The sequence below is a fragment of the Curtobacterium sp. WHRI 8282 genome (genome assembly GCF_040223925.2).
GTDB classification, from domain to species: Bacteria; Actinomycetota; Actinomycetes; order Actinomycetales; family Microbacteriaceae; genus Curtobacterium; species Curtobacterium flaccumfaciens.
Map to the genome: position 1 here is coordinate 80,380 of NZ_JBEHCD020000006.1, position 24,430 is coordinate 104,809.

General features: G+C 71.1%; 29 protein-coding genes. 9 read left to right on the forward strand and 20 right to left on the reverse strand.

The window, feature by feature from the left end; translation table 11 throughout:
- Positions 1 to 69: 69 nt before the first annotated feature.
- The 10 genes from ABRP24_RS17160 to ABRP24_RS17205 all read right to left on the reverse strand — a co-directional run bounded on the left by ABRP24_RS17160 (position 70) and on the right by ABRP24_RS17205 (position 6,949).
- Complete coding sequence (locus tag ABRP24_RS17160; RefSeq protein ID WP_017886454.1) at positions 70 to 357, reverse strand: HU family DNA-binding protein; 288 nt, start codon at positions 355 to 357, stop codon at positions 70 to 72.
- A gap of 290 nt (positions 358 to 647) precedes the next feature.
- Positions 648 to 953, reverse strand: coding sequence for a 30S ribosomal protein S14 (gene rpsN / locus ABRP24_RS17165; RefSeq protein ID WP_017886455.1), 306 nt, complete (start codon positions 951 to 953; stop codon positions 648 to 650).
- A gap of 2 nt (positions 954 to 955) precedes the next feature.
- Positions 956 to 1,126, reverse strand: a complete 171-nt coding sequence (gene rpmG / locus ABRP24_RS17170) for a 50S ribosomal protein L33 (RefSeq protein WP_017886456.1) — start codon at positions 1,124 to 1,126, stop codon at positions 956 to 958.
- Entirely contained in the window at positions 1,126 to 1,362 is a 237-nt protein-coding gene (rpmB, locus tag ABRP24_RS17175) for a 50S ribosomal protein L28 (protein ID WP_027464952.1), read from the reverse strand. The genes rpmG and rpmB overlap by 1 nt, the downstream gene beginning before the upstream one ends.
- A gap of 322 nt (positions 1,363 to 1,684) precedes the next feature.
- Positions 1,685 to 2,380, reverse strand: a complete 696-nt coding sequence (locus tag ABRP24_RS17180; RefSeq protein WP_349847283.1) for an alpha/beta hydrolase — start codon at positions 2,378 to 2,380, stop codon at positions 1,685 to 1,687.
- A 10-nt stretch (positions 2,381 to 2,390) separates the two neighbouring features.
- Positions 2,391 to 2,816: a Fur family transcriptional regulator gene (locus tag ABRP24_RS17185; protein ID WP_027464954.1), complete on the reverse strand. Its 426-nt coding sequence runs from the start codon at positions 2,814 to 2,816 to the stop codon at positions 2,391 to 2,393.
- A complete protein-coding gene (locus tag ABRP24_RS17190; RefSeq protein WP_027464955.1) occupies positions 2,813 to 3,751 on the reverse strand; it encodes a metal ABC transporter permease in 939 nt (312 codons plus the stop codon). The genes ABRP24_RS17185 and ABRP24_RS17190 overlap by 4 nt, the downstream gene beginning before the upstream one ends.
- Complete coding sequence (locus ABRP24_RS17195) at positions 3,751 to 4,596, reverse strand: ATP-binding cassette domain-containing protein (protein ID WP_349847792.1); 846 nt, start codon at positions 4,594 to 4,596, stop codon at positions 3,751 to 3,753. The genes ABRP24_RS17190 and ABRP24_RS17195 overlap by 1 nt, the downstream gene beginning before the upstream one ends.
- Before the next feature lie 47 nt (positions 4,597 to 4,643).
- Complete coding sequence (locus ABRP24_RS17200) at positions 4,644 to 5,555, reverse strand: metal ABC transporter solute-binding protein, Zn/Mn family (protein WP_349847285.1); 912 nt, start codon at positions 5,553 to 5,555, stop codon at positions 4,644 to 4,646.
- 128 nt (positions 5,556 to 5,683) lie between these two features.
- Positions 5,684 to 6,949, reverse strand: a complete 1,266-nt coding sequence (locus tag ABRP24_RS17205; protein WP_111056697.1) for a PTS transporter subunit EIIC — start codon at positions 6,947 to 6,949, stop codon at positions 5,684 to 5,686.
- Positions 6,950 to 7,127: 178 nt separating this feature from the next.
- Here ABRP24_RS17205 and ABRP24_RS17210 point away from each other — a divergent pair, with 178 nt between their 5' ends.
- Entirely contained in the window at positions 7,128 to 7,364 is a 237-nt protein-coding gene (locus ABRP24_RS17210; RefSeq protein ID WP_111056696.1) for a PTS transporter subunit EIIB, read from the forward strand.
- Positions 7,361 to 7,813: a glucose PTS transporter subunit IIA gene (locus ABRP24_RS17215; protein WP_027464960.1), complete on the forward strand. Its 453-nt coding sequence runs from the start codon at positions 7,361 to 7,363 to the stop codon at positions 7,811 to 7,813. The genes ABRP24_RS17210 and ABRP24_RS17215 overlap by 4 nt, the downstream gene beginning before the upstream one ends.
- A 77-nt stretch (positions 7,814 to 7,890) precedes the next feature.
- Here ABRP24_RS17215 and ABRP24_RS17220 read toward each other — a convergent pair whose 3' ends face one another.
- From ABRP24_RS17220 to ABRP24_RS17245, 6 genes are all read right to left on the reverse strand, one after another.
- Positions 7,891 to 8,625 (reverse strand): GntR family transcriptional regulator, encoded by a 735-nt coding sequence (locus tag ABRP24_RS17220; RefSeq protein WP_027464961.1) that lies wholly within the window; start codon positions 8,623 to 8,625, stop codon positions 7,891 to 7,893.
- Between the two features lie 126 nt (positions 8,626 to 8,751).
- Positions 8,752 to 9,333 (reverse strand): GNAT family N-acetyltransferase, encoded by a 582-nt coding sequence (locus tag ABRP24_RS17225; protein WP_035807952.1) that lies wholly within the window; start codon positions 9,331 to 9,333, stop codon positions 8,752 to 8,754.
- Positions 9,334 to 9,423: 90 nt separating this feature from the next.
- On the reverse strand, positions 9,424 to 11,031 hold the full coding sequence (locus ABRP24_RS17230; RefSeq protein ID WP_071246257.1) for a dihydrolipoamide acetyltransferase family protein: 1,608 nt from the start codon (positions 11,029 to 11,031) through the stop codon (positions 9,424 to 9,426).
- 41 nt (positions 11,032 to 11,072) lie between these two features.
- Complete coding sequence (locus ABRP24_RS17235; protein WP_250898884.1) at positions 11,073 to 12,032, reverse strand: alpha-ketoacid dehydrogenase subunit beta; 960 nt, start codon at positions 12,030 to 12,032, stop codon at positions 11,073 to 11,075.
- Between the two features lie 86 nt (positions 12,033 to 12,118).
- Positions 12,119 to 13,255, reverse strand: a complete 1,137-nt coding sequence (locus tag ABRP24_RS17240; protein WP_027464965.1) for a thiamine pyrophosphate-dependent dehydrogenase E1 component subunit alpha — start codon at positions 13,253 to 13,255, stop codon at positions 12,119 to 12,121.
- Positions 13,256 to 13,278: 23 nt separating this feature from the next.
- The gene (locus tag ABRP24_RS17245) at positions 13,279 to 14,358 is read right to left on the reverse strand and encodes a histidinol-phosphate transaminase (RefSeq protein WP_349847289.1); all 1,080 of its coding nucleotides are present in this window, start codon (positions 14,356 to 14,358) and stop codon (positions 13,279 to 13,281) included.
- Positions 14,359 to 14,419: 61 nt separating this feature from the next.
- On the opposite strand from ABRP24_RS17245, the gene ABRP24_RS17250 reads away from it, so the two are divergent.
- The 5 genes from ABRP24_RS17250 to ABRP24_RS17270 all read left to right on the forward strand — a co-directional run bounded on the left by ABRP24_RS17250 (position 14,420) and on the right by ABRP24_RS17270 (position 18,942).
- Complete coding sequence (locus ABRP24_RS17250) at positions 14,420 to 14,818, forward strand: phage holin family protein (protein WP_027464967.1); 399 nt, start codon at positions 14,420 to 14,422, stop codon at positions 14,816 to 14,818.
- Between the two features lie 47 nt (positions 14,819 to 14,865).
- Positions 14,866 to 15,378, forward strand: a complete 513-nt coding sequence (locus tag ABRP24_RS17255) for a low molecular weight protein-tyrosine-phosphatase (protein WP_017886476.1) — start codon at positions 14,866 to 14,868, stop codon at positions 15,376 to 15,378.
- Positions 15,375 to 16,760: an adenylosuccinate lyase gene (gene purB, locus ABRP24_RS17260; RefSeq protein WP_214520669.1), complete on the forward strand. Its 1,386-nt coding sequence runs from the start codon at positions 15,375 to 15,377 to the stop codon at positions 16,758 to 16,760. Before ABRP24_RS17255 ends, purB begins: the two co-directional genes overlap by 4 nt.
- Positions 16,761 to 16,909: 149 nt before the next feature.
- On the forward strand, positions 16,910 to 18,133 hold the full coding sequence (locus tag ABRP24_RS17265) for a hypothetical protein (RefSeq protein WP_349847292.1): 1,224 nt from the start codon (positions 16,910 to 16,912) through the stop codon (positions 18,131 to 18,133).
- A gap of 2 nt (positions 18,134 to 18,135) precedes the next feature.
- A complete protein-coding gene (locus ABRP24_RS17270; RefSeq protein ID WP_301600157.1) occupies positions 18,136 to 18,942 on the forward strand; it encodes a L,D-transpeptidase family protein in 807 nt (268 codons plus the stop codon).
- A 63-nt stretch (positions 18,943 to 19,005) separates the two neighbouring features.
- Here ABRP24_RS17270 and ABRP24_RS17275 read toward each other — a convergent pair whose 3' ends face one another.
- Entirely contained in the window at positions 19,006 to 19,920 is a 915-nt protein-coding gene (locus ABRP24_RS17275) for a LysR family transcriptional regulator (protein ID WP_301600156.1), read from the reverse strand.
- Positions 19,921 to 19,991: 71 nt separating this feature from the next.
- Between ABRP24_RS17275 and ABRP24_RS17280 the strand changes: the two genes are divergently transcribed.
- A complete protein-coding gene (locus ABRP24_RS17280; protein ID WP_349847294.1) occupies positions 19,992 to 20,972 on the forward strand; it encodes an EamA family transporter in 981 nt (326 codons plus the stop codon).
- On the opposite strand, the gene ABRP24_RS17285 is transcribed toward ABRP24_RS17280, so the two are convergent.
- A complete protein-coding gene (locus ABRP24_RS17285) occupies positions 20,941 to 21,918 on the reverse strand; it encodes an epimerase (protein WP_027464973.1) in 978 nt (325 codons plus the stop codon). The genes ABRP24_RS17280 and ABRP24_RS17285 overlap by 32 nt on opposite strands.
- A gap of 1 nt (position 21,919) precedes the next feature.
- Positions 21,920 to 22,588 (reverse strand): DUF4166 domain-containing protein, encoded by a 669-nt coding sequence (locus ABRP24_RS17290; protein ID WP_051596594.1) that lies wholly within the window; start codon positions 22,586 to 22,588, stop codon positions 21,920 to 21,922.
- 48 nt (positions 22,589 to 22,636) lie between these two features.
- Between ABRP24_RS17290 and ABRP24_RS17295 the strand changes: the two genes are divergently transcribed.
- Entirely contained in the window at positions 22,637 to 23,551 is a 915-nt protein-coding gene (locus tag ABRP24_RS17295; protein ID WP_083404300.1) for a cation diffusion facilitator family transporter, read from the forward strand.
- A 277-nt stretch (positions 23,552 to 23,828) separates the two neighbouring features.
- On the opposite strand, the gene ABRP24_RS17300 is transcribed toward ABRP24_RS17295, so the two are convergent.
- Positions 23,829 to 24,430: hypothetical protein (locus ABRP24_RS17300; protein ID WP_371836764.1), on the reverse strand; the 602-nt coding region annotated here is incomplete at its 5' end.

Genomic DNA, 24,430 nt, shown 5'->3' on the forward strand with positions numbered 1-24,430 from the left:
GTCCACGCACGCGCCCGGGAACGACGAAAGGGACGGCCGAAGCCGTCCCTCCCGATGCGCGGAACAGTCTTACTTGACCGCAGCCTTGAGCTTCGAGCCGGCGCTGACCTTGACCGAGTCGCTCGCGGCGATCTCGATGGCGTCACCCGTCTGCGGGTTGCGGCCGGTGCGGGCGGCGCGGTGCGTCTTCTCGAAGGCGATCCAACCGGGGATCGTGACCTTCGTGCCGTCGGCGACGGACGACGAGACGACGCTGAAGAGCGCGTCGACGACGCCGTTGACGGTGGCCTGGCTCTGGCCGGACTCAGCGGCGACGGCAGCGACGAGCTCGGTGCGGTTCAGTGACTTGTCAGCCATGGATGTCCTCCTCGGACTTCTTGCAGTATCGGTCGGACGCACGTGTCGTCCGGCGCCCGGAGCGGTTGCCCCGTGCCACGGTGCCAGTGGGCCGAGGGCCCGGCGGAACCGGAGTTGAACCTACCAGCCGCCAGGGGTGAAAACTGCCGACTCGCCCGGATTTCCGGGGTTGTCGGGGCTCCGAGGGGGTGCTGGAGGGGCAGATGTGACGAATGACGGCTCGCGTGTACCCCGTACACAGCGAACGCCCCGCCACCAGGAGGTGACGGGGCGTCGTGTACTGCGAGTGCTTACCAGGAGCTCTTCGTGATGCCGGGGAGCTCGCCGCGGTGGGCCATGTCACGGAAGCGGACACGGCTGATGCCGAACTCACCGAGGTGGCCACGGGGGCGGCCGTCGATGGCGTCACGGTTGCGGTACCGGATGGGCGATGCGTCGCGGGGCAGCTTCTGCAGGCCCACGCGGGCGGCCTCACGCGACTCGTCGGTGCCGTTCGGGTCCACGAGGGCCTTCTTCAGCTCGAGACGACGCTCGGCGTAGCGCGCGATGATGACGGCACGCTGGTTGTTCTTCGCGATCTTGCTCTTCTTCGCCATGCTTAGCGCTCCTCACGGAAGTCGACGTGCTTGCGGATCACCGGGTCGTACTTCTTCAGCACGAGTCGGTCGGGGTTGTTCCGACGGTTCTTCTTGGTCACGTAGGTGAACCCGGTGCCCGCCGTCGAGCGGAGCTTGATGATCGGACGGATGTCCTGACCCTTTTTCGCCATCAGATCTTCTCCCCACGGGCGAGGAGATCCTTGACGACGGACTCGATGCCACGTGCGTCGATCACCTTGATGCCCTTCGCGCTGAGCGTGAGCGTGACGTTACGACGAAGCGAGGGCACGTAGTACGTCTTCTTCTGCACGTTCGGGTCGAAGCGACGCTTCGTCCGGCGGTGCGAGTGCGAGATGTTGTGACCGAAGCCGGGAACGGCGCCGGTCACCTGGCACACTGCTGCCATGGTTTCCTCCTGAGTACCGTGCGACCGGACGGTCGCACCCAAGTTCACTTGCCTGGTGCACACGCGCACTGCCACCGGGGTGGCCGTGCGAGGGGGTTGTGTGCACCGCCCAGGTCCGCATCCCCTGTCGAAGGAGAGCCGGACACCGCGCGACCGCGGCGTTCGCGACGGTCGGAGGGCTTGGAACAACGGGTCCGCCGCGCGGACGCGGAGAACCAGGGGTCCACGTTACGCGAGGACCGGGCGTGTCGCAAGCCGCGCCTCCAGGCCTGGAGGCCCGTGGCGGTCGGACCGGACCGCTCACGCACCCGCGTGGTCGCCCCTACGGCGCCTGCGACGGCTTGGGCGCGAGCGCCTGCACCATCAGCTCCCCGAGCTGCTGCGGCGCCGTGAACATCGGCCAGTGGCCGGTCTCGAGCCCGACGATGGAGAGCTCCTCGGTCGCGACGAGCTCGGCCGCCCAGGCCTGGTGGTCCGCCACCATCGCCAGCAGCTCGGCGGCGGGGATCTCGCAGGTGATGATCGTCGCGGGGATCGTGTGCCGTGCGGGGTCGGCGTAGTGGAACCGGTCCGACGGCACCGAGGCCGGCTCGGGGATCGCCCGGTGCTCGACGTCCTGCCGGACCTCGGGCGTCATGCCCCGGACGGTGGCGGGTTCCCAGATGTCCCACGACGGCAGCGGTACGACCCCGTCGACCACGGGCAGCTCGTCGTTGACGCACCCGCCCTCGGGCCCCGGGAACGTGTCGACGTAGAGCAGGTGCGCGACGAGCGAGGGGCGCTGGTCGGCGGCCATGTAAGCGATCGGCCCGGCACCCGAGTGTCCGGCCAGCACGACCGGTTCGTCGGCGGACGCGACGTCGTCCAGGATCGCGACCAACGCGGCGACCTGCTCGTCGAGCGTGTCGCCGTCGCGCGTGACCGCCTGCACCGAGTGCCCGGCCTCGCGGAGCACCGGGGCGACGTCGTCCCACGCGCTCGCGTCGAGCCAGAACCCGGGGACCAGGATGACGTGCATGCGGGGCAGGTTACTCGTCGGTGGCGGCGGTCGCTCGGGCTGCCGTGCAGACGGCGCACTCGCCGAAGATGTCGACGACGTGGCTGGCGTTGGTGAACCCGTTGGCGGCGGCGACGTCCTGCGCCCACTGCTCCACCGGGTCCGCTTCGATCTCGACGGTCCGGCCGCAGTTCCGGCAGATCAGGTGGTGGTGGTGCGCGTCCGTCGTGCACGCGCGGTACAGCGATTCGCCGTCCTGCTGCAGCGAGTCGGCGTCGCCCTCGGTGGCCAGGTCGGCGAGGGCCCGGTAGACCGTGGCCAGTCCGATGGTCGAGCCCTCGTCCCGCAGGTGCTGGTGCAGCGCCTGCGCGCTGACGAACCCCTCGGTGGAGTCGAGGGCACCGCGCACCGCTTCGCGCTGCCACGTGTTCCGCTTGGTCTTCTGCACGGCGTTCATGCTGACACCTCTTCCTTCCGACCGGCTGTCGACGTCGTCCCTGCCTGGAGGCCCGGCTCGCCCCCGCCACGCTGGTTCCGGCCGGCGACGCGGTTGCGTCCCCGCCTGTCGCGTCGCGACCCGATGATCCGGCAGACCACCCAGATCGCGAACGAGATCGTCGTCACGTACGGGCTGATGGGCAGGCCACCACCCAGGGCGAGCAGGATGCCACCGACGACCGACGTCACCGCGAACACCGTCGACAGCACCGGTACGACGACCGGGTGCGAGCTGAGGCGCAGGGCCGCGGCCGCCGGGGTCACGAGCAGGGACAGCACGAGCAACGCACCGACGATCTGCACCGACACGGCGGTGGCCAGTCCGAGCACGAGCATGAACACGATCGCGAGGGTGCGCACCGGGATCCCCGCAGCCGCAGCCACGTCGGGGTCGACCGAGGCGAACATCAGCGGGCGCCAGATGACGAGCAGCGTCGCCACGACGATCGCGGCGACCACGATCAGGAACGCCAGCTGCGGGTTGTCGACCGAGACGATCTGCCCGGTGAGCAACCCGAACTTGTTGGCGGCCCGGCCCTTGTAGAGCGCCAGGCAGAGGATGCCGAGCCCGAGCCCGAACGGCATGAGGACGGCGATGATCGAGTTGCGCTCCCGGGCACGCGACCCGAGGACGCCGATGAGCAGGGCAGCGATGACCGATCCGACGAGTGAGCCGGAGACGACGTTCACCCCGAGCAGCAGCGAGGCACTGGCCCCGGCGAACGAGAGCTCCGAGATGCCGTGCACGGCGAAGGGCATGTTCCGGGCGACGACGAACGGGCCGATGAGCCCGCCGACGATGCCGAGCACCGCGCCGGCCCAGATCGAGTTCTGCACCAGCACGAGGAGCTGGCCGTAGTCCTGGAACGAGAAGACGGTCGACAGCACGTCCATCAGATCCGCCCTTCGTCCGGCTGGTCGGCGTGCGGGTCGACCTCGCCCGGGTGGTGCTCGTGGGCCTCGTTCGCCCCGACGATGACGATGCGTCCCATGGTGCGGACGACGTCGACGGGCGTGCCGTACAGGTCGCTCAGGACGTCGGCGCGCAGGACCTCGTCCGGGGAACCGATCCGGAACCGTCCCCCGGCGATGTACAGCACCCGGTCGACGACGTCGAGGATCGGGTTCACGTCGTGCGTCACGAAGAGCACGGCAGCCTCGCGCTGCCGGCGCTCGCGGTCGATGAGCTCGGTGATCCCGCGCTGGTGCCGCAGGTCGAGCGAGATGAGGGGTTCGTCGCACAGCAGCAGGGCGGGGTCGGCGGCGATGGCCTGCCCGACGCGGGTGCGCTGCTGCTCGCCGCCGGACAGCTCGGCGACGGGGGCGTCCGCGAAGGCGGTGGCGCCGACCTCGTCGAGGACCCGGTCGACGCGCATCCGATCGGCCTTCGACGCACGTCGGATGCCCCACCGGTGCCCGGTCACGCCCTGGGCGATCATGTCCCGCGCGCGCAGGGGCGTCCCCGCCTCCATCAGACGCTGCTGCGGGATGTAGCCGATCTTCCGGTGGCCGCGGTGCACCGGCTGCCCGAGGAACGACATCGTGCCGCTCGTCAGCCGCTGCTGCCCGAGGACGGTACGGAGCAGTGAGGTCTTGCCGGCGCCGTTCGGGCCGAGGACCGCGACGAACTCCCCCGGCGCGAGGTCGAGGTCGAGGCCTGCCCAGAGCTTCCGGGCGCCGTAGGACAACCCGGCGTCGCGGAGCGCGAGGACCGGACGAGCCGCAGCCCGGTCGTCCACCGTGGTGGTCGCCGGGCCGTGGGTCGCCGCTGCTGCGGTCGAGGTCGTCACTTCTGGAGCGCTGCCTTCACCGCGTCGATGTTCGCCTGCTGCCACGAGACGTAATCCTGCCCCTTGGGGAGCGTCTCCGTGACACCGACGACGGGGATGTCGTTCTGCTCGGCCGCCTTCTGGACCTGTTCGGTCTCGGGGCTCGACGCCTGGTTGTTGTAGGCGAGCAGCTGCACGCGCTTGCCGGTGAACAGCGCGAGGGTGTCGCGGAGGGCCGCCGGCGGGACGTCGTCGCCTTCCTCGATGGCCTCGGAGAAGGCCGGCGGGGTCTCGTTCTCGAGCCCCATCGCGTCGAACAGGTACCCGGGCACCGGCTCGGTGTACGCCACCTTGTCACCGGAGTCCTGCTTCTTGACGGCGTCGGTCTGGGCCTCGAGGTCCTCGAGCTTGGTGGTGAGCGTGGCGGCGTTCTTCTCGAAGGCGTCCTTGCCGCTCTCGTCGAGCGCGCTGAGGTCCTTCGTGACCGCCTCGACCAGCTTCACCATCGTCGGGTAGCTGTAGAAGACGTGCTCGTTGAACTCGGCACTGCCGCCCTTGTCGAGGCCGGAGAGCTTCACGACGTTGATCGTGTCGGCCTTGGTGTCCGAGGCGTTCGCGAGCGTCGTCATGAAGTCGTCGTACCCGCCACCGTTCTCGATGAGCAGGTCGGCCTTGGAAACGGAGAGCTGCGTGCGGGCGCTCGACTCGAACGAGTGCGGGTCCTGCGACGGGTCGCTCAGGATGCTCGTCACGGTGACGGCGTCGCCACCGATCGTCTTGACGATCGAGCCGTAGACGTTGGTGGAGGCGACGACGTTGACCGTGCCTTCACCGCTGGCCTCCCCCGAGGCGGACGAGGTGGCGCACCCGGTCAGGGCGAGCGCGGCGGCGCCGGCGACGAGCGGGAGGGCGAGGAGGCGGTTGTGCATGGCACGACGCTAACGCCTACTGATAACGATTGTCAAAACCGCTATGAGGGCTCTCAGCGCGACCGGGAGACGGACGGGAGGCCCGGTGCCAGCTGGCACCGGGCCTCCCGTCATGGAGACGCTCGCGTCTACGGCTTGGTGGCCGCGTCGATCGTGTTCTCGGCGATCGTGTCCTCTTCACGGCCGGGCGTGCGGAGGTTCCACTTCTTGATCACGAAACTGAACAGGAAGTAGTAGACGACCGCGTAGCCGAGGCCGATCGGGATGAGCCAGATCGCCCCGTCCGCCTTGCCGAAGTTCAGCACGAAGTCGATCGCGCCGGCCGAGAACGAGAACCCGTCCCGGATGCCGAGGGCGTTCACCAGGGCGAGCGAGGACCCCGTGAGCACCGCGTGGATGACGTAGAGCGGGAACGCCACGAACATGAACGAGTACTCGAGCGGCTCGGTGATGCCCGTGACGAACGAGGTCAGTGCGGCGGAGAGCATGATGCCGCCGACGAGCTTGCGGTTCTGCGGCTTGGCGTTGCGCCAGATCGCGAGGGCCCCGGCGGGCAGCGCGAACATCATGATCGGGAAGAAGCCGGTCTGGAAGATGCCGGCCGTGGGGTCGCCCGCCAGGAAGCGCTGGATGTCGCCGTGGTAGGTCACACCACCGGTCGAGAAGCTGCCCAGCTGGAACCACGGGAAGAAGTTGAGCAGCTGGTGCAGCCCGATCGGGATGAGCATGCGGTTCACGAAGCCGAAGATGCCGCCGCCGATCACGGCGTTGTCCGCGACGGCTTGGCCAGCCGCGGTGAGCGCGATGTCGAAGTAGCGGTAGACGAACGACATGAGCACGGCGATGATCAGCGCCGCAGCGGCGGTCAGGATCGGCACGAGTCGGCGGCCGGAGAAGAACCCGAGGAAGTCGGGCATCTTCGTGCGGTGGAACTTCTCCCACAGCACGGCGGAGACGAGACCCATCACGATGCCGCCGAGGACACCGAAGTTGATCGTCGCCTGGCCGCCGTTCGCGTCCTTCACACCGGCGAGGACGATCGGCGACATCGCGGCGAACACCTGGTACATGACCATGTACCCGACGACGGCCGCGAGCGCGGTCGTGCCGTCCGACTTCTTGGCCCAACCGATCGCGATGCCGACCGCGAAGAGCAGCGGGAGCCAGGTGAAGACACCGTTGCCCGCGGCCGCGATGATCGTCGCGCCCTGCTCGAAGCCGGGGATCGCGCCGAGCATGTCGGACTGGCCCAGGCGGAGCAGGATGCCCGCTGCAGGCATGACCGCGATCGGCAGGAGCAGACTCCGTCCGAGGCGCTGGGCCTGTGCGAACAGCCGTGACTGCTTCTTCGGCTTCTTCTTCTCCGGCACATCCGTGGCAGTGGTGGCGCTCATCGGAGGTCCTCTCGTCATTGGGTGGAGCTGTCGGGGTGAGTTGAGTCGTGCAGCCAGCGCAGGTAACCTCGGCGGTGTCGCCAGGTCCGGTCCTGTCCGGTCATGACCAGTTCCGTAGTCTGATCCGCGAGCGGACCGGTGTCAACCTGCGACGCAAACCCTTAACGAGGAGGAAACGATGGCCGACATCAAGGCAGCCGACATCATCGCCGCACTCGGCGGTGCCGAGAACATCGAAGAGGTCGAGGGCTGCATCACGCGCCTCCGCGTCGAGGTCGAGGACGGGGACCTGGTCGACAAGGCCGCCCTGCAGGCCGCCGGGGCCCAGGCCGTCATCGGTGGCGGCACCGGCTGGCAGGTCATCGTCGGCACGATCGCCGACAACCTCGCCCAGGACATCCAGGACGAACTGTGACCGTCGTCCGCACCCCGTTCGGCGGCCCGGTCGTCGCCCTCGCCGACGTGCCCGACCCGGTTTTCGCCGGGCAGCTCGTCGGTGCCGGCGTCGCGGTCGACCCCACGGGCGTCGAGGGCGCGGTCACCGCGGTGGCCCCGGTCGACGGCACCATCGTGAAGCTGCACCCGCACGCGTTCGCCCTGCAGGGTGCCGCTGGCACCGACGTCCTGGTGCACGTCGGCATCGACACCGTGAAGCTCTCCGGCGAGGGCTTCGAGCTCCTCGCGACCGAGGGCGACACCGTCACGGCCGGTGACCCCGTCGTCCGGTTCACCCCCTCGGTGATCTCAGCAGCCGGGTACTCGCCGATCTGCCCGGTCGTGGTGCTCGGTTCGACGGCGGACAGCGTCGACCAGGGGACGGTCGGCACCACGGTGCTCGACGGCGACACCCTCTTCGAGGTCTAGGGGTTCTTCCTCGTCGAGAGCGACCGTGTGCTGCGGACCACCCGCGGCACACGGTCGCTTTCGCGTTGTCGGGCGGACTATGCGACCGCGGGGGTCGCGGTGACCTCCATCTGCACGCGGTAGCGGTCCGAGCGGTACCAGCTGCGGGTGTGCTCCACGGGTCGTTCCCCCGCGTACGACACCCGGTCGAACTCGAGCACCGGTGCTCCGGTCTTCGTGCCGAGCAGGGTCGCGACGTCGTCGGCCGCCGGGTTCGCCGCGACGGTCTGCTGCGCGCGGTCGATCGGGGTGCCGTACTCCGTGGCGATGATCGAGTACACCGACCCGGACAGGTCGTGGTCGAGCAGGCCCGGGAAGGCGTCGGCCACGAGCCAGGCGTCGTCGATCGAGACCGGGGCGCCGTCGGCCATCCGCAGGCGCTTCACGTGGAAGGCCGGCACGTCCTGATCGATCCGCAGGGCCGCGGCGGTGTCGGCCGGCGGCACGCGTTCCTCGCGCACGAGCACCACGGTGGTCGGCTCGTGCCCCATCGCCCGCATCTCCTCGGTGAACGAGGCGAGGTGCAGCGTCGACTGCACGGGCCGGTGCGCGACGAAGGTGCCCTTGCCGCGGACGCGCTCCAGGTACCCCTCGTTCACCAGCTGTCCGAGGGCTTCGCGCACGGTGATCCGGGAGACGCCGTACTCGGCGATGAGCTGGCGTTCGGACGGGATCGCGGCACCGGGAGCCAGGCGGGTCGTGACGAGGTCGAGCAGGATGCGCCGCAGCTGCTGGTGCTTCGGTTCGGCACCCTCGGTGATGCGGCTCGTCATGCGTCCCTCGTGCTCCGTTGCTGGTCCTGGGCGGTGGTCATGCGCGGACATGACCAGTGCCCATCACAGTAGCGAGTCAGGCCGGGAAGACCAACGTGCGCGGTGACGAAGGGACGGAGTCGGTGCTCAGGCGTTGGCGACGAGCCAGGCGAACTGCTCGTCGGAGAGCAGCCGATCGGTCCAGACCTGCCCCTCGACCCCGGCGGCCGCACGGTTCTGCGCTGCGGGAGCCCCCTGCCACACCAGCGACAGCCCGGCACGACGCAGCACGGCTGCAGAAGCAGGGTTGTTCGTGAGCACGCGTCCGGTCACCGGGACGTCCGGAGCGGTGTCGGCGGCGGCACGGGCGGCAGCGAGGGCGATCTCGGACGCGAAGCCCTGCCCCCACGCCGCGGGCGCCAGACGGTAGCCGAGGTTCCAGACCCCACCGGCGGTCATGTCGACCCCGCCCACACCGACGAAGGCGTGGTCGGAGGCGCTGCGGACCGCCCAGGACCCGAGGCCGTGGCGTGCACGACCGCCGATCTTGCGCTGCACCATGTCCACGCTCGAGCTCCGCGCCACGTGCCGACCCGTGGGCAGGTGCTGCCACGTGCGGGCGTCCGAGAAGAGCGCGTGCACGTCGTCGATGTCGGCCGGGGTCAGCGGGGTGAGCAGGAGGCGATCCGTTCGGATCTCCTGCGAGGGGGTCAGGAGCTGGTGGACCATGCACCGATCATGCCGCCGACCCCCGACATCCGTGTGAACACCACGCGACGTTTGCGGAAGCCCGCAGGAGACCGTCAGCAGGCCGAAGCGCTAGTCGAGCAGGAGCGCGGGCTCCTCGAGCACCGAAGCGACGTCGTGCACGAAGCGGGACGCCACGTCGCCGTCGACGACCCGGTGGTCGAACGAGGCACCGATGGTCGTCACCATGCGCGAGCGGACCTCGCCGTCGACGACCCACGGCTTCGGCTTGATCGTGCCCATGGCGACGATCGCGACCTCGCCCGGGTTGAGGATCGGGGTCCCGGTGTCCATGCCGAACACACCGATGTTCGTGATCGACACCGTGCCGTTGGCCATCTGCTTCGGCGTGGTCTTGCCGTCGCGGGCGGTCAGGGTGAGCTCCTCGAGCGCCTGTGCCAGCTCGAGCAGCGACATGTCCTGCGCGTCCTTGATGTTCGGCACGATGAGCCCGCGCGGGGTCGCCGCGGCGATGCCGAGGTTCACGAAGTGGTGCACGATGATCTCGCGGTCGGTCCAGGTCGAGTTCACCGAACGGTTCCGGCGGACGGCCCAGATGACGGCCTTCGCGACGATGAGCAGCGGCGAGACCTTCACGCCGGCGAACGTCGGCGAGGCCTTGAGCCGCTTGACGAACTCCATCGTGTGGGTCGCGTCGACGTCGACGAACAGCGACACGTGGGGGGCCGTGAAGGCGGACGTCGTCATCGCGGTGGCGATGGCCTTGCGGACGCCCTTGACCGGGATCGTCTCGCTGCGGACCTCGCCCCACTCGGGCGTCTCGATGTTCCGGAAGACGCTGGCCTGCTTCGCGTGCCGGATGACGTCGTCGCGGGTGACCTCGCCGGCAAGACCGGTCGCGACGATCTCGGTCAGTTCGACGCCGAGGTCCTTCGCGAGCTTCCGGATCGGCGGCTTCGCCAGGACGTTGGTCGCGGTGCTCTGCTTGTGCGCGGAGCCGGTGCCGAGGGCGCTGATCGCCTCGGCGGTGCTCTCCTCGCCCGGGTCGACGGAGGCTTCCGCCGCCGCGGCGGTGTCCACACTGGAGGCGCGGCTCGCCTCGGCCGCGAGCGCTGCGGCCCGGCGGGCGCCCGGCTTGCGACGGGAGGGCGACGAGGTCGCCGAGCCGTAGCCGACGAGGACGGCACCGGAGGACTCGTCCGTGCCCTGGACGGAGGCGTCGACCGCGACCGGCTGGACCGGCGCCGCCGGCGCGGCGGCAGGGGCGGCAGGGGCGGGCGCTGCCGGTGCGGGGGCAGCGGCGCGTGCCGGCACCGCCGCGGGAGCGGGAGGGGTCTGCGCGACCGGAGCCGACGGGGCGGCAGCGGTCTGCGGGGTGGACGCGACCACGGGCGAGACCGGGGCGGACTCGGCGACGGGCGCCGCGCCTCCCGACTGCTCGGCGGGGGGCGTGAGGGCCGCTCCGGACGCGACCGACGCGTCCGAGTCGACGCGGATGATCGGCTTGCCGACTTCGACCGTGTCGCCCTCGGACACGAGCAGACCGGTGACGGTGCCGGCGAACGGCGACGGCAGCTCGACGAGCGATTTCGCGGTCTCGATCTCGACGAGCACCTGGTCGACGGCGATCTCGTCCCCGATCGCGACGCGCCACTGCACGATCTCGGCCTCGGTGAGACCTTCACCCACGTCGGGCAGGGGGAATTCGGCGGCGGCCACTACGGCTCCTTCGCGGATCTGGTCGAGCTCGGTCGGACGGGTCAGTAGGCGAGGGCGCGGTCGACGGCCTCGAGGATGCGGTCGGCATCCGGCAGGTGCAGGTGCTCGAGCTTCGACACCGGGAACGGCACGTCGAAGCCGGAGACCCGGAGCGGCGGTGCCTGCATCGTGTAGAACGCCCGCTCGGCGACGGTCGCGGCGATCTCGCTGCCGACGCTGACGAAACCGGAGGCCTCTTGTGCGATGACCAGGCGACCGGTCTTGCGGACGGAGGCCAGCAGCGGCTCCCAGTCGATCGGCGAGATCGAGCGGAGGTCGATGACCTCGCAGCTGGTGCCCTCGGCCTCGGCGATGTCCGCCGCCTGCATCAGGGTGGCGACCATCGCGCCGTGCCCGACGAGCGTGACCTCGGTGCCGGTGCGGGCGACGCGGGTCGTGTGCATCGGGACGTGGCCGTCGACCAGGTCCACCTGGCCCTTGGGCCAGTAGCGGGACTTCGGCTCGAGGAAGACCACCGGGTCCTTCGACGCGATGGCCTCTTGGATCATCCAGTAGGCGTCGTTCGGGGTGCTCGGGCTGACGACCCGCAGGCCCGGGGTGTGCGCGAAGTACGTCTCCGGGGACTCCTGGTGGTGCTCCACGGCGCCGATGTGGCCGCCGTAGGGGATGCGGATGACGACGGGCAGCGACATGTGTGCCGGCAGGCGGTTCGCCATCTTCGCGAGCTGCGAGGTGATCTGGTCGAAGCCGGGCCACACGAAGCCGTCGAACTGGATCTCGACGACCGGGCGGTAGCCGCGCAGGGCGAGGCCGATCGCGGTGCCGATGATGCCGGCCTCGGCGAGCGGGGTGTCCCGCACGCGCTCGGCGCCGAAGCGGTCCTGCAGGCCCTCGGTGATGCGGAAGACGCCGCCCAGCTGGCCGATGTCCTCGCCCATCAGCAGGACCTTGTCGTCCGCTTCCATGGCCGCGGCGAGCCCGGCGTTCAGGGCCTTGGCCATCGGCAGGGTCGGGGTGGGGTCACTCGGGACCTCGCCGGCGCCCGGGTGGGACCGCAGGGTGTAGTCGAAGAGCTGCTCGGTGGTGCTCATGCGTGGGCGCCCCCTTCGAAGCCGGCCTCGTACTGGGCGAGCCAGGCCTTCTGCTCGGCGATCCGCGGGTGCGGCTCGCGGTACACGTTGTCGAACATGACGTCGACGGACGGTGCGGTCAGGGCGACGGTGCGACGTCGGACGTCGGCGGCGATGTCCTCGCCCTCTTCGTCGAACGCGGCGAACTGCTCGTCCGTCGCACCCTTCGAGCGCAGGTACGCCTCGGACCGGACGATCGGGTCGCGGAGGACCCATTCCTCGAGCTCGCCGTCGGCGCGGTACCGGCTCGGGTCGTCGGAGCTGGTGTGCGCACCGATGCGGTAGGTGTCGGCCTCGATGAAGGCCGGGCCCTGGCCGCTGCGGGCGTGCTCGGTCGCGACGACCGAGGCCGTGTAGGACGCGAGGATGTCGTTGCCGTCGATCAGGACACTCGGGATCCCGAAGCCGCGCGGGCGGTCGACGAGCGGCGTCGGGGACTGCACCGACACCGGCACCGAGATGGCCCAGTGGTTGTTCTGCAGGAAGAAGACGACCGGGGCCTTGGTCGACGCGGAGAACACGAAGGCCTCGTTCACGTCGCCCTGGCTGGTGGCGCCGTCGCCGAAGTAGACGATCGAGCAGGCGTCGCGGTCCGGGTCGCCCGTGCCGACGTCGCCGTCGAGCTTCTGGCCGAGCGCGTACCCGGTGGCGTGCAGGGTCTGCGAGCCGATCACCAGGGTGGAGATGTGCGTGTTGCCGCGCTGGTCCGGGTCCCACCCGCCGTGGGTCTGCCCACGGTACATCGCGATGATCTCCATCGGCTCGACGCCGCGGTGCATCGTGACGGCATGCTCGCGGTAGGACGGGAACACGTGGTCCTGGGCGCGCAGGGCGAAGGCCGAGCCGGTCTGCGCGGCCTCTTGTCCGTGGCTGGGCACCCACAGGCCGAGCTGGCCGGTGCGCTGGAGGTTGTGGCCGGCGTGGTCGAACCGACGGGTCAGCACCATGCGGCGGTGCATCGCCAGCAGGGTCTCGTCGGGGATCGCCCGCGCGGCGGCGGCGAACTCGGCGTTCTCGTCGGTCTCCACGAACCGACCCTCGGGGTCGAGGAGCCGGACGGTGGTCGTCGCGGGAGCCGCGGCGCGGAATGACATGCGGGCCAGCGTAGCGCCAGGCACTAGTCGGCCACCTGGAGGTCCCCCACAAGTGAGCGGGCTGTTTGGAGGAGCGTTTCCACAGCTTCGTGCTCACCGATCGAGATGCGGATGCCCTCTGGCGGGAAGGCCCGGACGATGATGCCGGCGTCCTCGAACGCGGCCGCAGCGGTGGCCGTCCGCTCGCCCGTCGGCAGCCAGAGGAAGTTGCCCTGGGCGTCGGGGACGTCCCAGCCCTGGGCACGGAGCTCGACGACGATCCGGTCGCGCAGGGCCGCGATCTCGGTCACGCGCTCGAGCAGCTCGGCCTCGCGTTCCAGGCTGGCGAGCGCCGCCGCCTGGCCCTGGGCGGTCACGGACAGCGGGATCGCGCAGGCACGGACGGCGTCGAGCACGTAGTCCGGACCGAGCGCGTAGCCCACCCGGAGTCCGGCGAGCCCGTACGCCTTCGAGAAGGTGCGGAGGACCACGAGGTTGGGGTGCGCGGCGAGCAGCGGGTGGCCGTGCACGGCGGCCTCGTCGGTCACGAACTCCGCGTATGCCTCGTCGAGCACGACCAGCACCGACTGCGGCACCGCGGCCATGAACACGTCGAACTCCGCGGCGGTCACGATCGGCCCCGTCGGGTTGTTCGGCGAGCAGACGAGCACCATGCGGGTGCGTTCGGTGACGGCCGCGGCCATCGCGTCGAGGTCGTGCCCACCGTCGGCGCGGTTCGGCACCTGCACGCTGGTGGCGCCGGCGACCGTGACGACGCCCGGGTACGCCTCGAACGAGCGCCACGCGTAGACGATCTCGTCACCGGGGCCGGAGGTCGCGCGGGCGAGTTCGTGCAGGATCGCGACACTGCCCGGGGCGACGTGCACCTGCTCTGCGGTCAGCCCGAAGCGGTTGGCCAGCACAGCGCGCAGGGCGAGGGCGGTGGCGTCCGGGTAGCGGTTGTACGAGGTCTGTGCCTGCACGGCCTCGACGACCCCGGGGAGCGGCGGGAACGGGTTCTCGTTGCTCGACAGCTTGAAGGCGGAGTCGGACGCCTGTCGCCCCTGCTTGTACGCGGGGAGGACGGCCACCTCGGGCCGGATGTGCACACGCTGCTCGCTCACGGGTTCAGGCTACCGGCAGGCCCACGGCACCCACGAGGGGAAGCGAGGGCATCATGGGCGCATGCGATTCCTCGTCCGCCTCGTCGTCAACGCCCTCGCGCTCTGGCTCACCACGCTGATCGTCAGCGGCGTCTCCGTCACGCCGTTCGGTGACGGCGGGACCACCGCGACCGTCCTCACCTTCCTGCTCGTGGCGTTCGTGTTCGGTCTCGTGAACGCGGTGATCGGCACGGTCATCCGGATCGTGGCCTTCCCGATCTACATCCTCACGCTCGGGCTCATCTCGTTCGTCGTGAACGCGATCCTGCTGCTCATCGTCGCGGGCATCTCGGACGCGTTCGGCTTCGGGCTCGAGGTCGACTCCTTCGGCTGGGGCATCGTCGGTGCCTTCGTGCTCGCGGTCTTCGCCTGGCTGATCGGGCTCTTCGCCCGCCCGGTGCTCAACCGCCAGCGGGCGTGACCCGGGCGGGCCTCGCGGAGGACCCCGCCCTGCGTCATGATGTGCTCATGACCCAGGACGTCGACGCCCCGTTCCGCGTCTCGTTCGTCTGCAGCGGCAACATCTGCCGCTCCCCCATGGCCGGTGTCGTCTTCGCGCAGATCGCCGCAGACGCCGGCCTCGCCGACCGGTTCCAGGTGGAGTCGGCCGGCACCGGTGACTGGCACGTCGGAGAACCCGCCGACGAGCGCACGATCGCAGCGCTGGCGGCGCGCGGATACGATGGCAGCAGGCATCGCGCCCGTCAGTTCGACCCGGACCGGTTCCCGGACCTCGACCTGGTGGTCGCACTCGACCGCTCCCACGAGCGCATCCTGCGTTCGTGGGCCCCGACCATGGACGACTCCGCCAAGGTGACGCTCCTGTTGCGGTACGACGCCGCCTGGCCCCAGCAGGCCGACGTGCCGGACCCGTACTACGCGGACCGGCACGAGTTCGACCGAGTGCTCTCGACCGTCGAACGGGCCTGCCGGGCGCTCTTCCACCAGCTCGAGCCGGCAGTCCGTCAGGGAGCCCCATGACCCCCCTTCCCCCGCAGCCGATCAGCCCGCTCGACGGGCGCTACTACCCGATCGTGCACACGGTGGGCGAGCACCTCTCCGAGGCCGGCCTCAACCGCGCGCGCATCGTGGTCGAGGTCGAGTGGCTCATCTTCCTGACCGACCACGCGATGTTCACCACCTCGCCGCTCAGCGTCGACGACAAGGCCGCACTGCGCCGGATCGTCTCGACCTTCGGCCAGGACCAGATCGCGGAGCTCGCCGAGATCGAGGCGACGACCCGGCACGACGTCAAGGCCGTCGAGTACTTCGTGCGCCGCCGACTGTCCGAGCTCGGGCTCGACGCGATCGCCGAGCTCACCCACTTCGCCGCCACGAGCGAGGACGTCAACAACCTGTCCTACGCACTCACCGTGCGGGACACCGTCGACCAGGTCTGGCTGCCCGGTTTCCGCGCCGTGCTCGAGAAGCTCCGGACGCTCGCCGTCGAGCTGAAGAGCGTGCCGATGCTCTCGCACACCCACGGTCAGCCGGCCACCCCGACGACGCTCGGCAAGGAGCTCGCGGTCGTCGTCTACCGGCTCGAGCGCGTGCTCGCCCAGATCGAGGGCGGCGAGTACCTCGGCAAGTTCTCCGGCGCGACCGGCACCTTCTCGGCACACCTCGCCGCGGACCCCGAGGCCGACTGGCCCGCGCTGTCCCGCGAGTTCGTCGAGGGCCTCGGCCTGACGTGGAACCCGCTCACCACGCAGATCGAGTCGCACGACTGGCAGGCCGAGCTCTACGACCGGGTGCGTCACGCCAACCGGATCCTGCACAACCTGGCGACCGACGTGTGGACCTACATCTCGATGGGGTACTTCACGCAGATCCCCGTCGCGGGTGCGACCGGGTCGTCGACGATGCCGCACAAGATCAACCCGATCAAGTTCGAGAACGCCGAGGCGAACCTCGAGATCTCGTCGGCGCTCTTCTCGACGCTGTCCGAGACCCTCGTGACGAGCCGACTGCAGCGCGACCTGACCGACTCCACCACGCAGCGGAACATCGGTGTCGCGTTCGGGCACTCGCTGCTCGCGCTCGACAACCTGCGCCGCGGTCTGGGCGAGATCGCCGTGAACGAGGCCAAGCTCGCCGACGACCTCGACCACAACTGGGAGGTGCTCGCCGAGGCGATCCAGACGGTCATCCGCGCCGAGGTCACCGCCGGGCAGTCGAACATCGAGGACCCCTACGCGATGCTCAAGGACCTCACCCGCGGCAAGCGCGTGACCCAGCAGGACCTCATCGTGTTCGTGAACGGCCTGGACATCTCCGACGGCGCGAAGGCCCGCCTGACGAACCTGACGCCGGCGACGTACACGGGCCTGGCGGACGAGCTGGTCGACCACCTCGACGTCTGAGCACGACGAACCGGCGGCCGGACGGCCGCCGGTTCGTCGTCGGATCCGCGTCCCGGGGTGCGGAATCCTGAGCGGTTCGATAGGTTCATGGTGCTGAGTACATCTCAGCACGGGGGCGTCGCAGTGGATGCACCCTGTCCACTGATCGGATGGATCTCCACACCGTGCTTCGTTCTCGCATCACCGCGGCCGCCGTCGGCGCCACCGTGCTCGGCGTCTCCGCCGCCCTCGTCCCGACGGTCTCGACCGCCCTCGTGACGAGCTCCACCGCTTCGGCCATCGTCACCTGGACCGACTCGGCCGACGACTTCACCGCCGCGCCGACCGGCACCTTCCCGCTGACCGACCAGTGGTACTGGGCGTCCGTGAACGATCTGGGCGGTGGCGGCTCGATCACCGACCACGCCACGCTCGACGAGGACGGCCTGTCCGTCTCCGAGGGCGAGGCCGTCGCGCTGGTCCGCGGGCTGAACACGCCGGTGGCCCCGGATGCCGTCCCCGCGCTCGCCGCCGGGATCAGCATGACCACGACCGGTGCGACGACCTTCGGCCTCGCGGTCCAGGCGGGCGACGACTCCACCGCACAGTCCGTGGTCTTCGCCACGGACGCGCCCGTCACCGACGGCGGCGGCACGGTCAGCGGTACCAGCAACTGGATCGACCCCACGACCGGCGACGTCGAGTCGACGGCCGAGCTCGCAGCCGACCTGCGGGACGCTGACGCCGAGATCGTCGGCTACGTCGTCTACGTCGGCATCGACATCGCCGGCGGGATCACCCCGCCGCCGACCGGGCCGACCGAGACCCCCGCGCCGACCGACCAGCCCACCCCGGCCCCGACCGTGGACGGCGCTCCGGCACCGACCGGCCTGCCCGGCACCGAGCTGAAGAGCCTCGCCGCCCCGCTCGAGGTCACCGGCCAGGCCCTCGCCGCCGACGCCAGCGGCTCGGTCTCCGCGCTCCGCGTCGACGACACCACGACCTACTTCACGCCGCAGCCCACCGCGGCCGCCGAACTCCTCAGCCCGACCGCGACCCTGACCGCGGCCACCACCACCGGTGTGCGCATCCAGGGCTCGGGCTTCGCTCCGGGCGAGACCGTCGGCGCCGGCGTCGGCACCGATGCCCAGGGCACCGAGATCCCCGGGGTCGCGTTCCGCGCCGACGCCGAGGGCAACGTCTCCGGCACGATCGTCCTGCCCGCCGACTTCGTGAACACCGCCGGCGCCTACAGCGTCGGTCTCGTCGGTGCCTCGTCCGCACAGGCCGCACAGGCCGCGCTCACCGTCACCGCCGACCCGGCCGCTGCCGGTGATCCGGGCACGGCACCGGTCGCCGTACCGGTGCCCGGAACGGCGAACTTCACGGGCTGATCTTGCCGATCCTCCCGACCGAGCCACGGCGGCGTGCGACTGTGATCGCCGCCGCCGTGGCCGTCGTCTGTGCGGGGGCCGTCGCGTTCGTCGCGCTCGGCCCCCTGTCGGCCGCGCCCGCCCCGACCCCGACCCGATCCGTCGCGGCGCCGACACCGACTCCCACGACGGCACCGAAGGCGACCCCGTCGGCAGCACCCGTCGACGCGGTCGATGCCCCGGCCAGCACCACCGTCGCCGCCGTCAGCGGCACGTCCGTCCCGGTCAGCGCGAGCGCGGGCGGCACGGCGACGCAGACCCTCGAGAACCCGCAGGCATCCGGCGCCCCGCTCGTCTTCCGGGTCGTCGACCAGCAGGACGGCTGGGCGGAGGTGCAGCTCGCACAGCGCCCGAACGGCAGCACGGGCTGGGTACCGGCCAGCGCCGTCACCCTGTCCGAGGACCCGTACGCGATCGTCGTCACCCGCTCGACGAACACCCTCGACCTCTACGAGGCCGGCAAGGTCGTCGAGAGCTACCCCGTCGCCACCGGCACCGGCGGCACCCCGTCGCCGACCGGCCGGTTCGCGCTGACCGAGCTGCTCGCGCCGACGAACGAGGGCTACGGCCCGTACGCGTACGGCACGACCGCGTTCTCGGACGTGCTCAACTCCTTCGGCGGTGGCCCGGGCCAGATCGGGTTGCACGGCACGGAGGACACGTCGAGCATCGGCACCGCCGCCTCGCACGGCTGCATCCGCATGCACAACGCCGACATCACGGCCCTGGCGGAGCTCCTGCCGCTCGGCACGCCGTTCCAGGTGCGCTGACGTTCCAGGGGCGCTGACGCGGCCTGGAGGCACGGCGTGCGCCCGGCGGTGGGCACGACCGTCTCAGGTGGTGACGTGCAGAGCCTCGGCGACCAGCGCCTCCAGGACGGTGCGCACCACGGGCCGGACGGCACGGTCGGGGCGGACCAGTGCCTCGATGCGGCGTCCGGCACGGACGTCGGCAAGTTCCGCCAGGTGGAAGCGCCCGGCGGCCCGCGTGCCCGACGTGTACCGCGGGACGAGTGCGATGCCGTGCCCTGCCGCCACCAGGTTCTCGATGACCGGCAGGTGGATCGTGCGGAACGCGACGCTCGGCGGGGTGTCCGTCGCCGCGGCCATCGCGTGCAGCACACGGTCGATCGGGTAGCCCTCCGGCACGCCGATCCAGCGTTCCCCGACGACCTCGTCGATGCCCACGCGTGCGCGGCCGACCAGGGCGTGCCCGGGCGACAGGGCGACGTCGAGCGGTTCGCGCAGGAGCGGCACGGTGTCGACCGATCCCTGGTCCGCCGGTCGCACGCCGTCCGACCGGTGCCCGACGACCACGTCGTGGTCGGCGGCGAGCGGTGCGAACTCCCCCTCGCTGACGTCGACGTCGACCAGGGTCAGCGCGATGCCGGGGTGCGCCTGCATCCGGGTGAGCACGCCGGGCAACAGCAGTTCGGCGGCGGACGGGAAGATCGCCAGGGACACCGGTCCGGTCGCGCCGCCGAGGTGTTCCTGCCAGGCGGCGTCCACCCGGGCGATGGCGGTCGCGACCCCGGGTGCCAGGTCGGCCAGGACCTGGCCGTGCGGGGTCAGGCGGACGCCGCGCCCGACGCGTTCGACCAGCGGGACCCCGACCTGCCGCTGCAGCGTCTGCAGCTGCTGGGAGACGGCGCTGGGTGTGCGGTGGGTGGCCTCGGCGACGGCCGTGACGCTGCCACGCTCGGCGAGCTCGCGGAGGACCGCCAGCAGCTGCACGTCGAAGTCGACCATGCAGGTAGGCTACAACGTCGGTTGCGAACAATTCGCTGGTCCTACACGTTCCGAGCCACCACGATCGGACCATGACCGCCCGTGACCGTCTCTTCGCCGTCGTGGTGGCCGTGGTCTGGGGACTGAACTTCCCCGCGACGGCACTCGCGCTCGAGCACTTCCCGCCGTTCCTGCTCGCGGCTCTGCGGTTCACGATCCTGGCGGTCCCGACGCTGCTGTTCGTGCCGCGGCCGCGGATCCCGTTCGGGCGACTGCTGCTCGTCGGCCTCGGGCTCGGCGTGCTGCAGTTCTCGTTCCTGTACCTGAGCATGGCGTCCGGCATGCCGTCGGGGCTGGCCTCGCTCGTCCTGCAGGCCTCCGCGCCCTTCACGGTGGTGCTGGCCGGGGTGTTCCTGCGCGAGCGGCTCACCGGCCGGCAGGTCGTCGGGGTCACCGTCGCCGTGGCCGCCCTCGCCGCGATCGCCCTGCACCGTTCCCAGACCGCCGCGCTGCTGCCCGTCGTGCTCGCGCTGTGCGGTGCGCTCGGGTGGGCGATCGGCAACGTCGCGACCCGGCGGGCGGGCGCCGCGAACCCGCTGCACCTGACCCTGTGGTGGTCGGTCGTGCCACCCGTGCCGATGGCCGTGCTGTCGCTCGTGGTCGAGGGACCGGACCGCATCGGGGCCGCACTCGGCACGGCGTTCACGCCGGCGGCGCTGCCGGCCGACCTCGGCCTGCTCTACATCGTGGTCGTCGCGACCCTGGTGGGCTACGGCATCTGGTCGCGGCTGCTGGCGACCTACCCCTCGAGCACGGTCGCGCCGTTCTCGATGCTCGTGCCGGTGGTCGGGGTGCTCGCGTCGTGGGCGGCCTTCGGCGAGGTGCCCGACCTGGTCGAGGTGCTCGCCGGCGCGGTCGTCGTGGCCGCCGTGCTGTGGTCGTCGCGTCCGGCGCGGGACCGCGGGCCGCGACCGGGCCGGAACCCGGTGCCGGATCCGGCCCCGACACCAGCTCCGGTCGACGGGGTCCCGGTGCCGGTGCTCAGCCCCGGTGCTGGCGGCGCTCCGCGATGATCCCGGCGAGCGCCCCACGCAGGTGCGGGTACCGGAACTCGTAGCCCGCCTCGGTCAACCGGGTCGGCACCACCCACCGGCTCTTCAGCACGAGTTCGGTCTCGGTGCGGATCGCGAACGACCCGAGTTCGAGCATCCACCGCCAGGTCGGCACCCCGAACCGGCGTCCGACGGCGTCGCGGATGGTCGCCATCACGGTGCGGTTGTCGGACGGGTTCGGGCTCGAGAGGTTCACCGGCCCCTCGATCTCCGGGTGGTCGCGGAGGAACCGGATGGACCCGAGGACATCGGCGATGTGCACCCAGCTGAAGCGCTGCCGACCGTGCGTGGGCCGGTGGTGGTGGTACGTGCCGGCGCGGAGCCGGGAGCGCGTCGGCACCCACGGCCCGTCGTACTGCGGCCCGCCGAGGCCCGCCTGCGCGAGCCGGAGGAGCGGCAGCAGGGCGCTGCCGTCGCCGAACACGATCGCCATCCGGAGCGCCACACGACGGGTGCCGGGCAGGTCGGCGCCGAAGAAGGCGTCCTCCCACGCTCGGGCCACGGAGACCGAGAACCCCTCGCCGATCTCGCCGGTGGTCTCGTCCTGCGGGCGGTCGTCGGCGTGCCGGTAGATCGTCGCGGTCGAAGCGTTCATCCACAGCGGCGTCGGGTGCTCCGACGTCCGGATGGCCTCGGCGAGCTCGAGCGTGGTGTCCACCCGTGAGCGCATGATCTCGGCACGGTTGCGTCGGCCGTAGCGGCAGTTGACGCTCTTGCCCGCCATGTTCACGACCATGGCGGCACCGTCGACGAGTTCCCGGATGCGCAGGGTGTTGCCCCACACCGCGTCGCCGGTCCGGCCGATGGTGACGACCCGGTAGCCCTCTGCCGCGAAGGCGTCCCGCAGGTACCGCCCCACGAAGCCGCTCGCTCCCGCGATCACGACGCGGCCCTTCTCGTCGCTCATCTCATCCCCGTTCTGTGTCCGGCGCGATCTCGTACCGGAACGCCCCCTCGTACCGGTACAGCGTGCCGACCACCGGCGCGGTGAGCACCAGGGACACGCGCTGCAGGTCGGCTTCGTCATCGAATCGTTCCGTGAGCGTCACACGCGGGCTCAGGGCGGCCGGGAGGCGCAGATCGCGTCCCAGCGCACGGAACGTCACGCGCGTGGAGACCAGGCGCAGGGCGCCCGCGTCCGGACCGGTGTCGTCGACCTGCGCCCGCAGACGCGCGCTGACGCGCCCGCGGCGACCGAGGTGGTCGACCAGGCCGTCGGGTTCGGCGGTGATGGCGTCCACCATCGTGCGGGCGCCCGAGCGGAACCGGAAGGTGCGGTGCGCGCGGACGGCGGGGCGAGCCTCCAGGCCGGTGCCGGGTCCACGACGGACGCGAGCCGGGCGGTTCTCGACGGTGAAGGGCACGTCCCGTTCCCACACCGGGAACATGACGGCGTCGCGCGCGAACCACGCGAGGACCGGCCAGACCCACCGGCGCGGGGTGCCGACCACGGTGAAGACGCCCTCGCCGCGACCGACGTGTCCGGGCGGGACGGCAGCGAAGTACGTCCGGAGCCGGGGGTGCAGCCGGGCCAGCACCTCGGGTGGGGTGGACAGCTCGTAGGGCGACCGGCTCACGCTGACGATCCTGGCATGTCGTCAGTGCGGATCCCTACGATGTCGCACATGGGACACGACCACGGGCACGGCGTCGGGCACGCCTCGGAGCGCGCCCTGCTCATCGCGTTCTGCATCTCGGCGGGCATCCTGCTCGCCGAGGTCGTGGGTGCCGTGGTCACGGGTTCGCTCGCACTGCTCGTCGACGCCGGTCACATGGTCGTCGACACCGGCGGACTCGGCATCGGACTCGTCGCGACGCGGCTCGCCCGCCGGTCGCCGACCGCACAGCGCACCTGGGGCTTCCAGCGGGCCGAGGTCCTCGGGGCCACCGCGCAGGCCGCGATCCTGCTCGCCGTCGGCGTCTACGTGATCATCTCGGCGGTCCAGCGGCTCGTCGTGCCGGAGGAGATCCACTCCGGGCCGCTGCTCGTCTTCGGCATCGTCGGACTCGTCGGCAACCTGGTGGCCTACGCGGTGCTGCTCCGGGCCTCGGGCGAGGGCTTCACCTCGCGTGCCGCCCGGCTCGAGGTCCTCAACGACACCCTCGGGTCGGTGGCCGTCATCATCGCCGCGGTCGTGCTCATGCTGACCGGATGGGAGCGGGCGGACTCCGTCGCCGCGATCCTGATCGGCCTGCTCATCCTGCCGCGGGCGATCCGGCTGCTGCGCGAGACCGCGAACGTGCTGCTCGAGTCGACGCCGCCGGGGCTCGACCTCGACGACGTGCGGGGCCACATCCTCGAGCTCGACCACGTCATCGCCGTGCACGACCTGCACGCGACGCTCGTGGCGACCGGGGTGCCGAACCTGACCGCGCACGTGGTCGTCGACGACCACTGCTTCTCGACGGCGCACGCCCCGGCGATCCTCGACGAGCTGCAGCGGTGCGTGGCGGAGCACTTCGACGTGCCGGTGGAGCACTCGACGTTCCAGTTGGAGCCGGCGTCGCACCGGCGGCACGAGTACGAGGTGCACGCGTAGGGGTCGGCGCTCGGCGTGTGTGCGTCTCGGCGGCGCGGCGTATGGGCGTCTCGGCGTGTGTGCGTCTCGGCGTTTGGGTGTCTGGACGCTGCGGCGGTGGGGGACGACGCGGAACGACGAGGTCGACGTCGTACGACGACGACACCGTCGCTTCGTGCAGACGCGGACTGTTGCGTGGCGGTGGTTGCGACAGCGTCGATGTCGTACGACGACGGCGGTGTCGTTCGACGTCAGTGGCCAGCGTGGTCGGTCGCAGAACGGGTGGCCAGCACAAGCGTCAGCAGTCGTCGGTGCGGGTGGGGTACGCCGTGATCACCCGGTCGGTGGTGGCCGAGACGATCACCTTGACGAAGGGCTCGTCATCGGGGCGTGAACCGTCGTCGAACCGGACGGGTGCGGCGTAGCAGACCTTGCCGTCGCCGGCGTCGAGCGGGAACCCGGGGCGTGGGTCCTCGAGGGCCGTCTGCACCGCCGTGAGCATGGCGTCGTCCCAGTCGCGCGAGCCGTGCCCGGAGACGACGTCCTGCCAGTCGGCGGTGTGCCGCACCCGGATGTGCTCGTAGCCCTGGGCAGCGGTGCCGCACTGCAGGGTGACGCGGCCCAGGGCCTCGGTCTCGTACTGCGCGACGGCCGCCTGGGTCGTCGTGTCGCACCGGCCGAGCGCCGTGCTGCCGGGCAGGTCAGGGCCGGTGCGGGTGATCGTGACGGTGCCGTCGCCGGCGGCGGTCGGCGCATCGACCGGGGTCTGTGAGGCCGAGCCGGCGCCGATGGTCGGGTCGTCCGCACCCTGCCGTGCCGTCAGGAACAGCCCGCCGGCGAGGAGACCGGCGGCGACCACGGCCGCGATCCCCGTGATCACGGGACGGTTGCGGTTCCGGG

Bases quoted from the DNA above. Each gene is read 5' to 3' on its own strand.
- ABRP24_RS17275 (WP_301600156.1), bottom strand. From the start codon at position 19,920: ATGGTCGACTTCGACGTGCAGCTGCTGGCGGTCCTCCGCGAGCTCGCC.
- ABRP24_RS17180 (WP_349847283.1), bottom strand. From the start codon at position 2,380: ATGCACGTCATCCTGGTCCCCGGGTTCTGGCTCGACGCGAGCGCGTGG.
- ABRP24_RS17185 (WP_027464954.1), bottom strand. From the start codon at position 2,816: ATGAACGCCGTGCAGAAGACCAAGCGGAACACGTGGCAGCGCGAAGCG.
- ABRP24_RS17200 (WP_349847285.1), bottom strand. From the start codon at position 5,555: ATGCACAACCGCCTCCTCGCCCTCCCGCTCGTCGCCGGCGCCGCCGCG.
- rpmG (WP_017886456.1), bottom strand. From the start codon at position 1,126: ATGGCGAAAAAGGGTCAGGACATCCGTCCGATCATCAAGCTCCGCTCG.
- rpmB (WP_027464952.1), bottom strand. From the start codon at position 1,362: ATGGCAGCAGTGTGCCAGGTGACCGGCGCCGTTCCCGGCTTCGGTCAC.
- ABRP24_RS17225 (WP_035807952.1), bottom strand. From the start codon at position 9,333: ATGGTCCACCAGCTCCTGACCCCCTCGCAGGAGATCCGAACGGATCGC.
- ABRP24_RS17240 (WP_027464965.1), bottom strand. From the start codon at position 13,255: ATGTCATTCCGCGCCGCGGCTCCCGCGACGACCACCGTCCGGCTCCTC.
- ABRP24_RS17250 (WP_027464967.1), top strand. From the start codon at position 14,420: ATGCGATTCCTCGTCCGCCTCGTCGTCAACGCCCTCGCGCTCTGGCTC.
- ABRP24_RS17220 (WP_027464961.1), bottom strand. From the start codon at position 8,625: ATGACGAGCCGCATCACCGAGGGTGCCGAACCGAAGCACCAGCAGCTG.
- ABRP24_RS17160 (WP_017886454.1), bottom strand. From the start codon at position 357: ATGGCTGACAAGTCACTGAACCGCACCGAGCTCGTCGCTGCCGTCGCC.
- ABRP24_RS17205 (WP_111056697.1), bottom strand. From the start codon at position 6,949: ATGAGCGCCACCACTGCCACGGATGTGCCGGAGAAGAAGAAGCCGAAG.
- purB (WP_214520669.1), top strand. From the start codon at position 15,375: ATGACCCCCCTTCCCCCGCAGCCGATCAGCCCGCTCGACGGGCGCTAC.
- ABRP24_RS17255 (WP_017886476.1), top strand. From the start codon at position 14,866: ATGACCCAGGACGTCGACGCCCCGTTCCGCGTCTCGTTCGTCTGCAGC.
- ABRP24_RS17285 (WP_027464973.1), bottom strand. From the start codon at position 21,918: ATGAGCGACGAGAAGGGCCGCGTCGTGATCGCGGGAGCGAGCGGCTTC.
- ABRP24_RS17210 (WP_111056696.1), top strand. From the start codon at position 7,128: ATGGCCGACATCAAGGCAGCCGACATCATCGCCGCACTCGGCGGTGCC.
- ABRP24_RS17190 (WP_027464955.1), bottom strand. From the start codon at position 3,751: ATGGACGTGCTGTCGACCGTCTTCTCGTTCCAGGACTACGGCCAGCTC.
- ABRP24_RS17235 (WP_250898884.1), bottom strand. From the start codon at position 12,032: ATGGCCAAGGCCCTGAACGCCGGGCTCGCCGCGGCCATGGAAGCGGAC.
- rpsN (WP_017886455.1), bottom strand. From the start codon at position 953: ATGGCGAAGAAGAGCAAGATCGCGAAGAACAACCAGCGTGCCGTCATC.
- ABRP24_RS17295 (WP_083404300.1), top strand. From the start codon at position 22,637: ATGGGACACGACCACGGGCACGGCGTCGGGCACGCCTCGGAGCGCGCC.
- ABRP24_RS17280 (WP_349847294.1), top strand. From the start codon at position 19,992: ATGACCGCCCGTGACCGTCTCTTCGCCGTCGTGGTGGCCGTGGTCTGG.
- ABRP24_RS17265 (WP_349847292.1), top strand. From the start codon at position 16,910: ATGGATCTCCACACCGTGCTTCGTTCTCGCATCACCGCGGCCGCCGTC.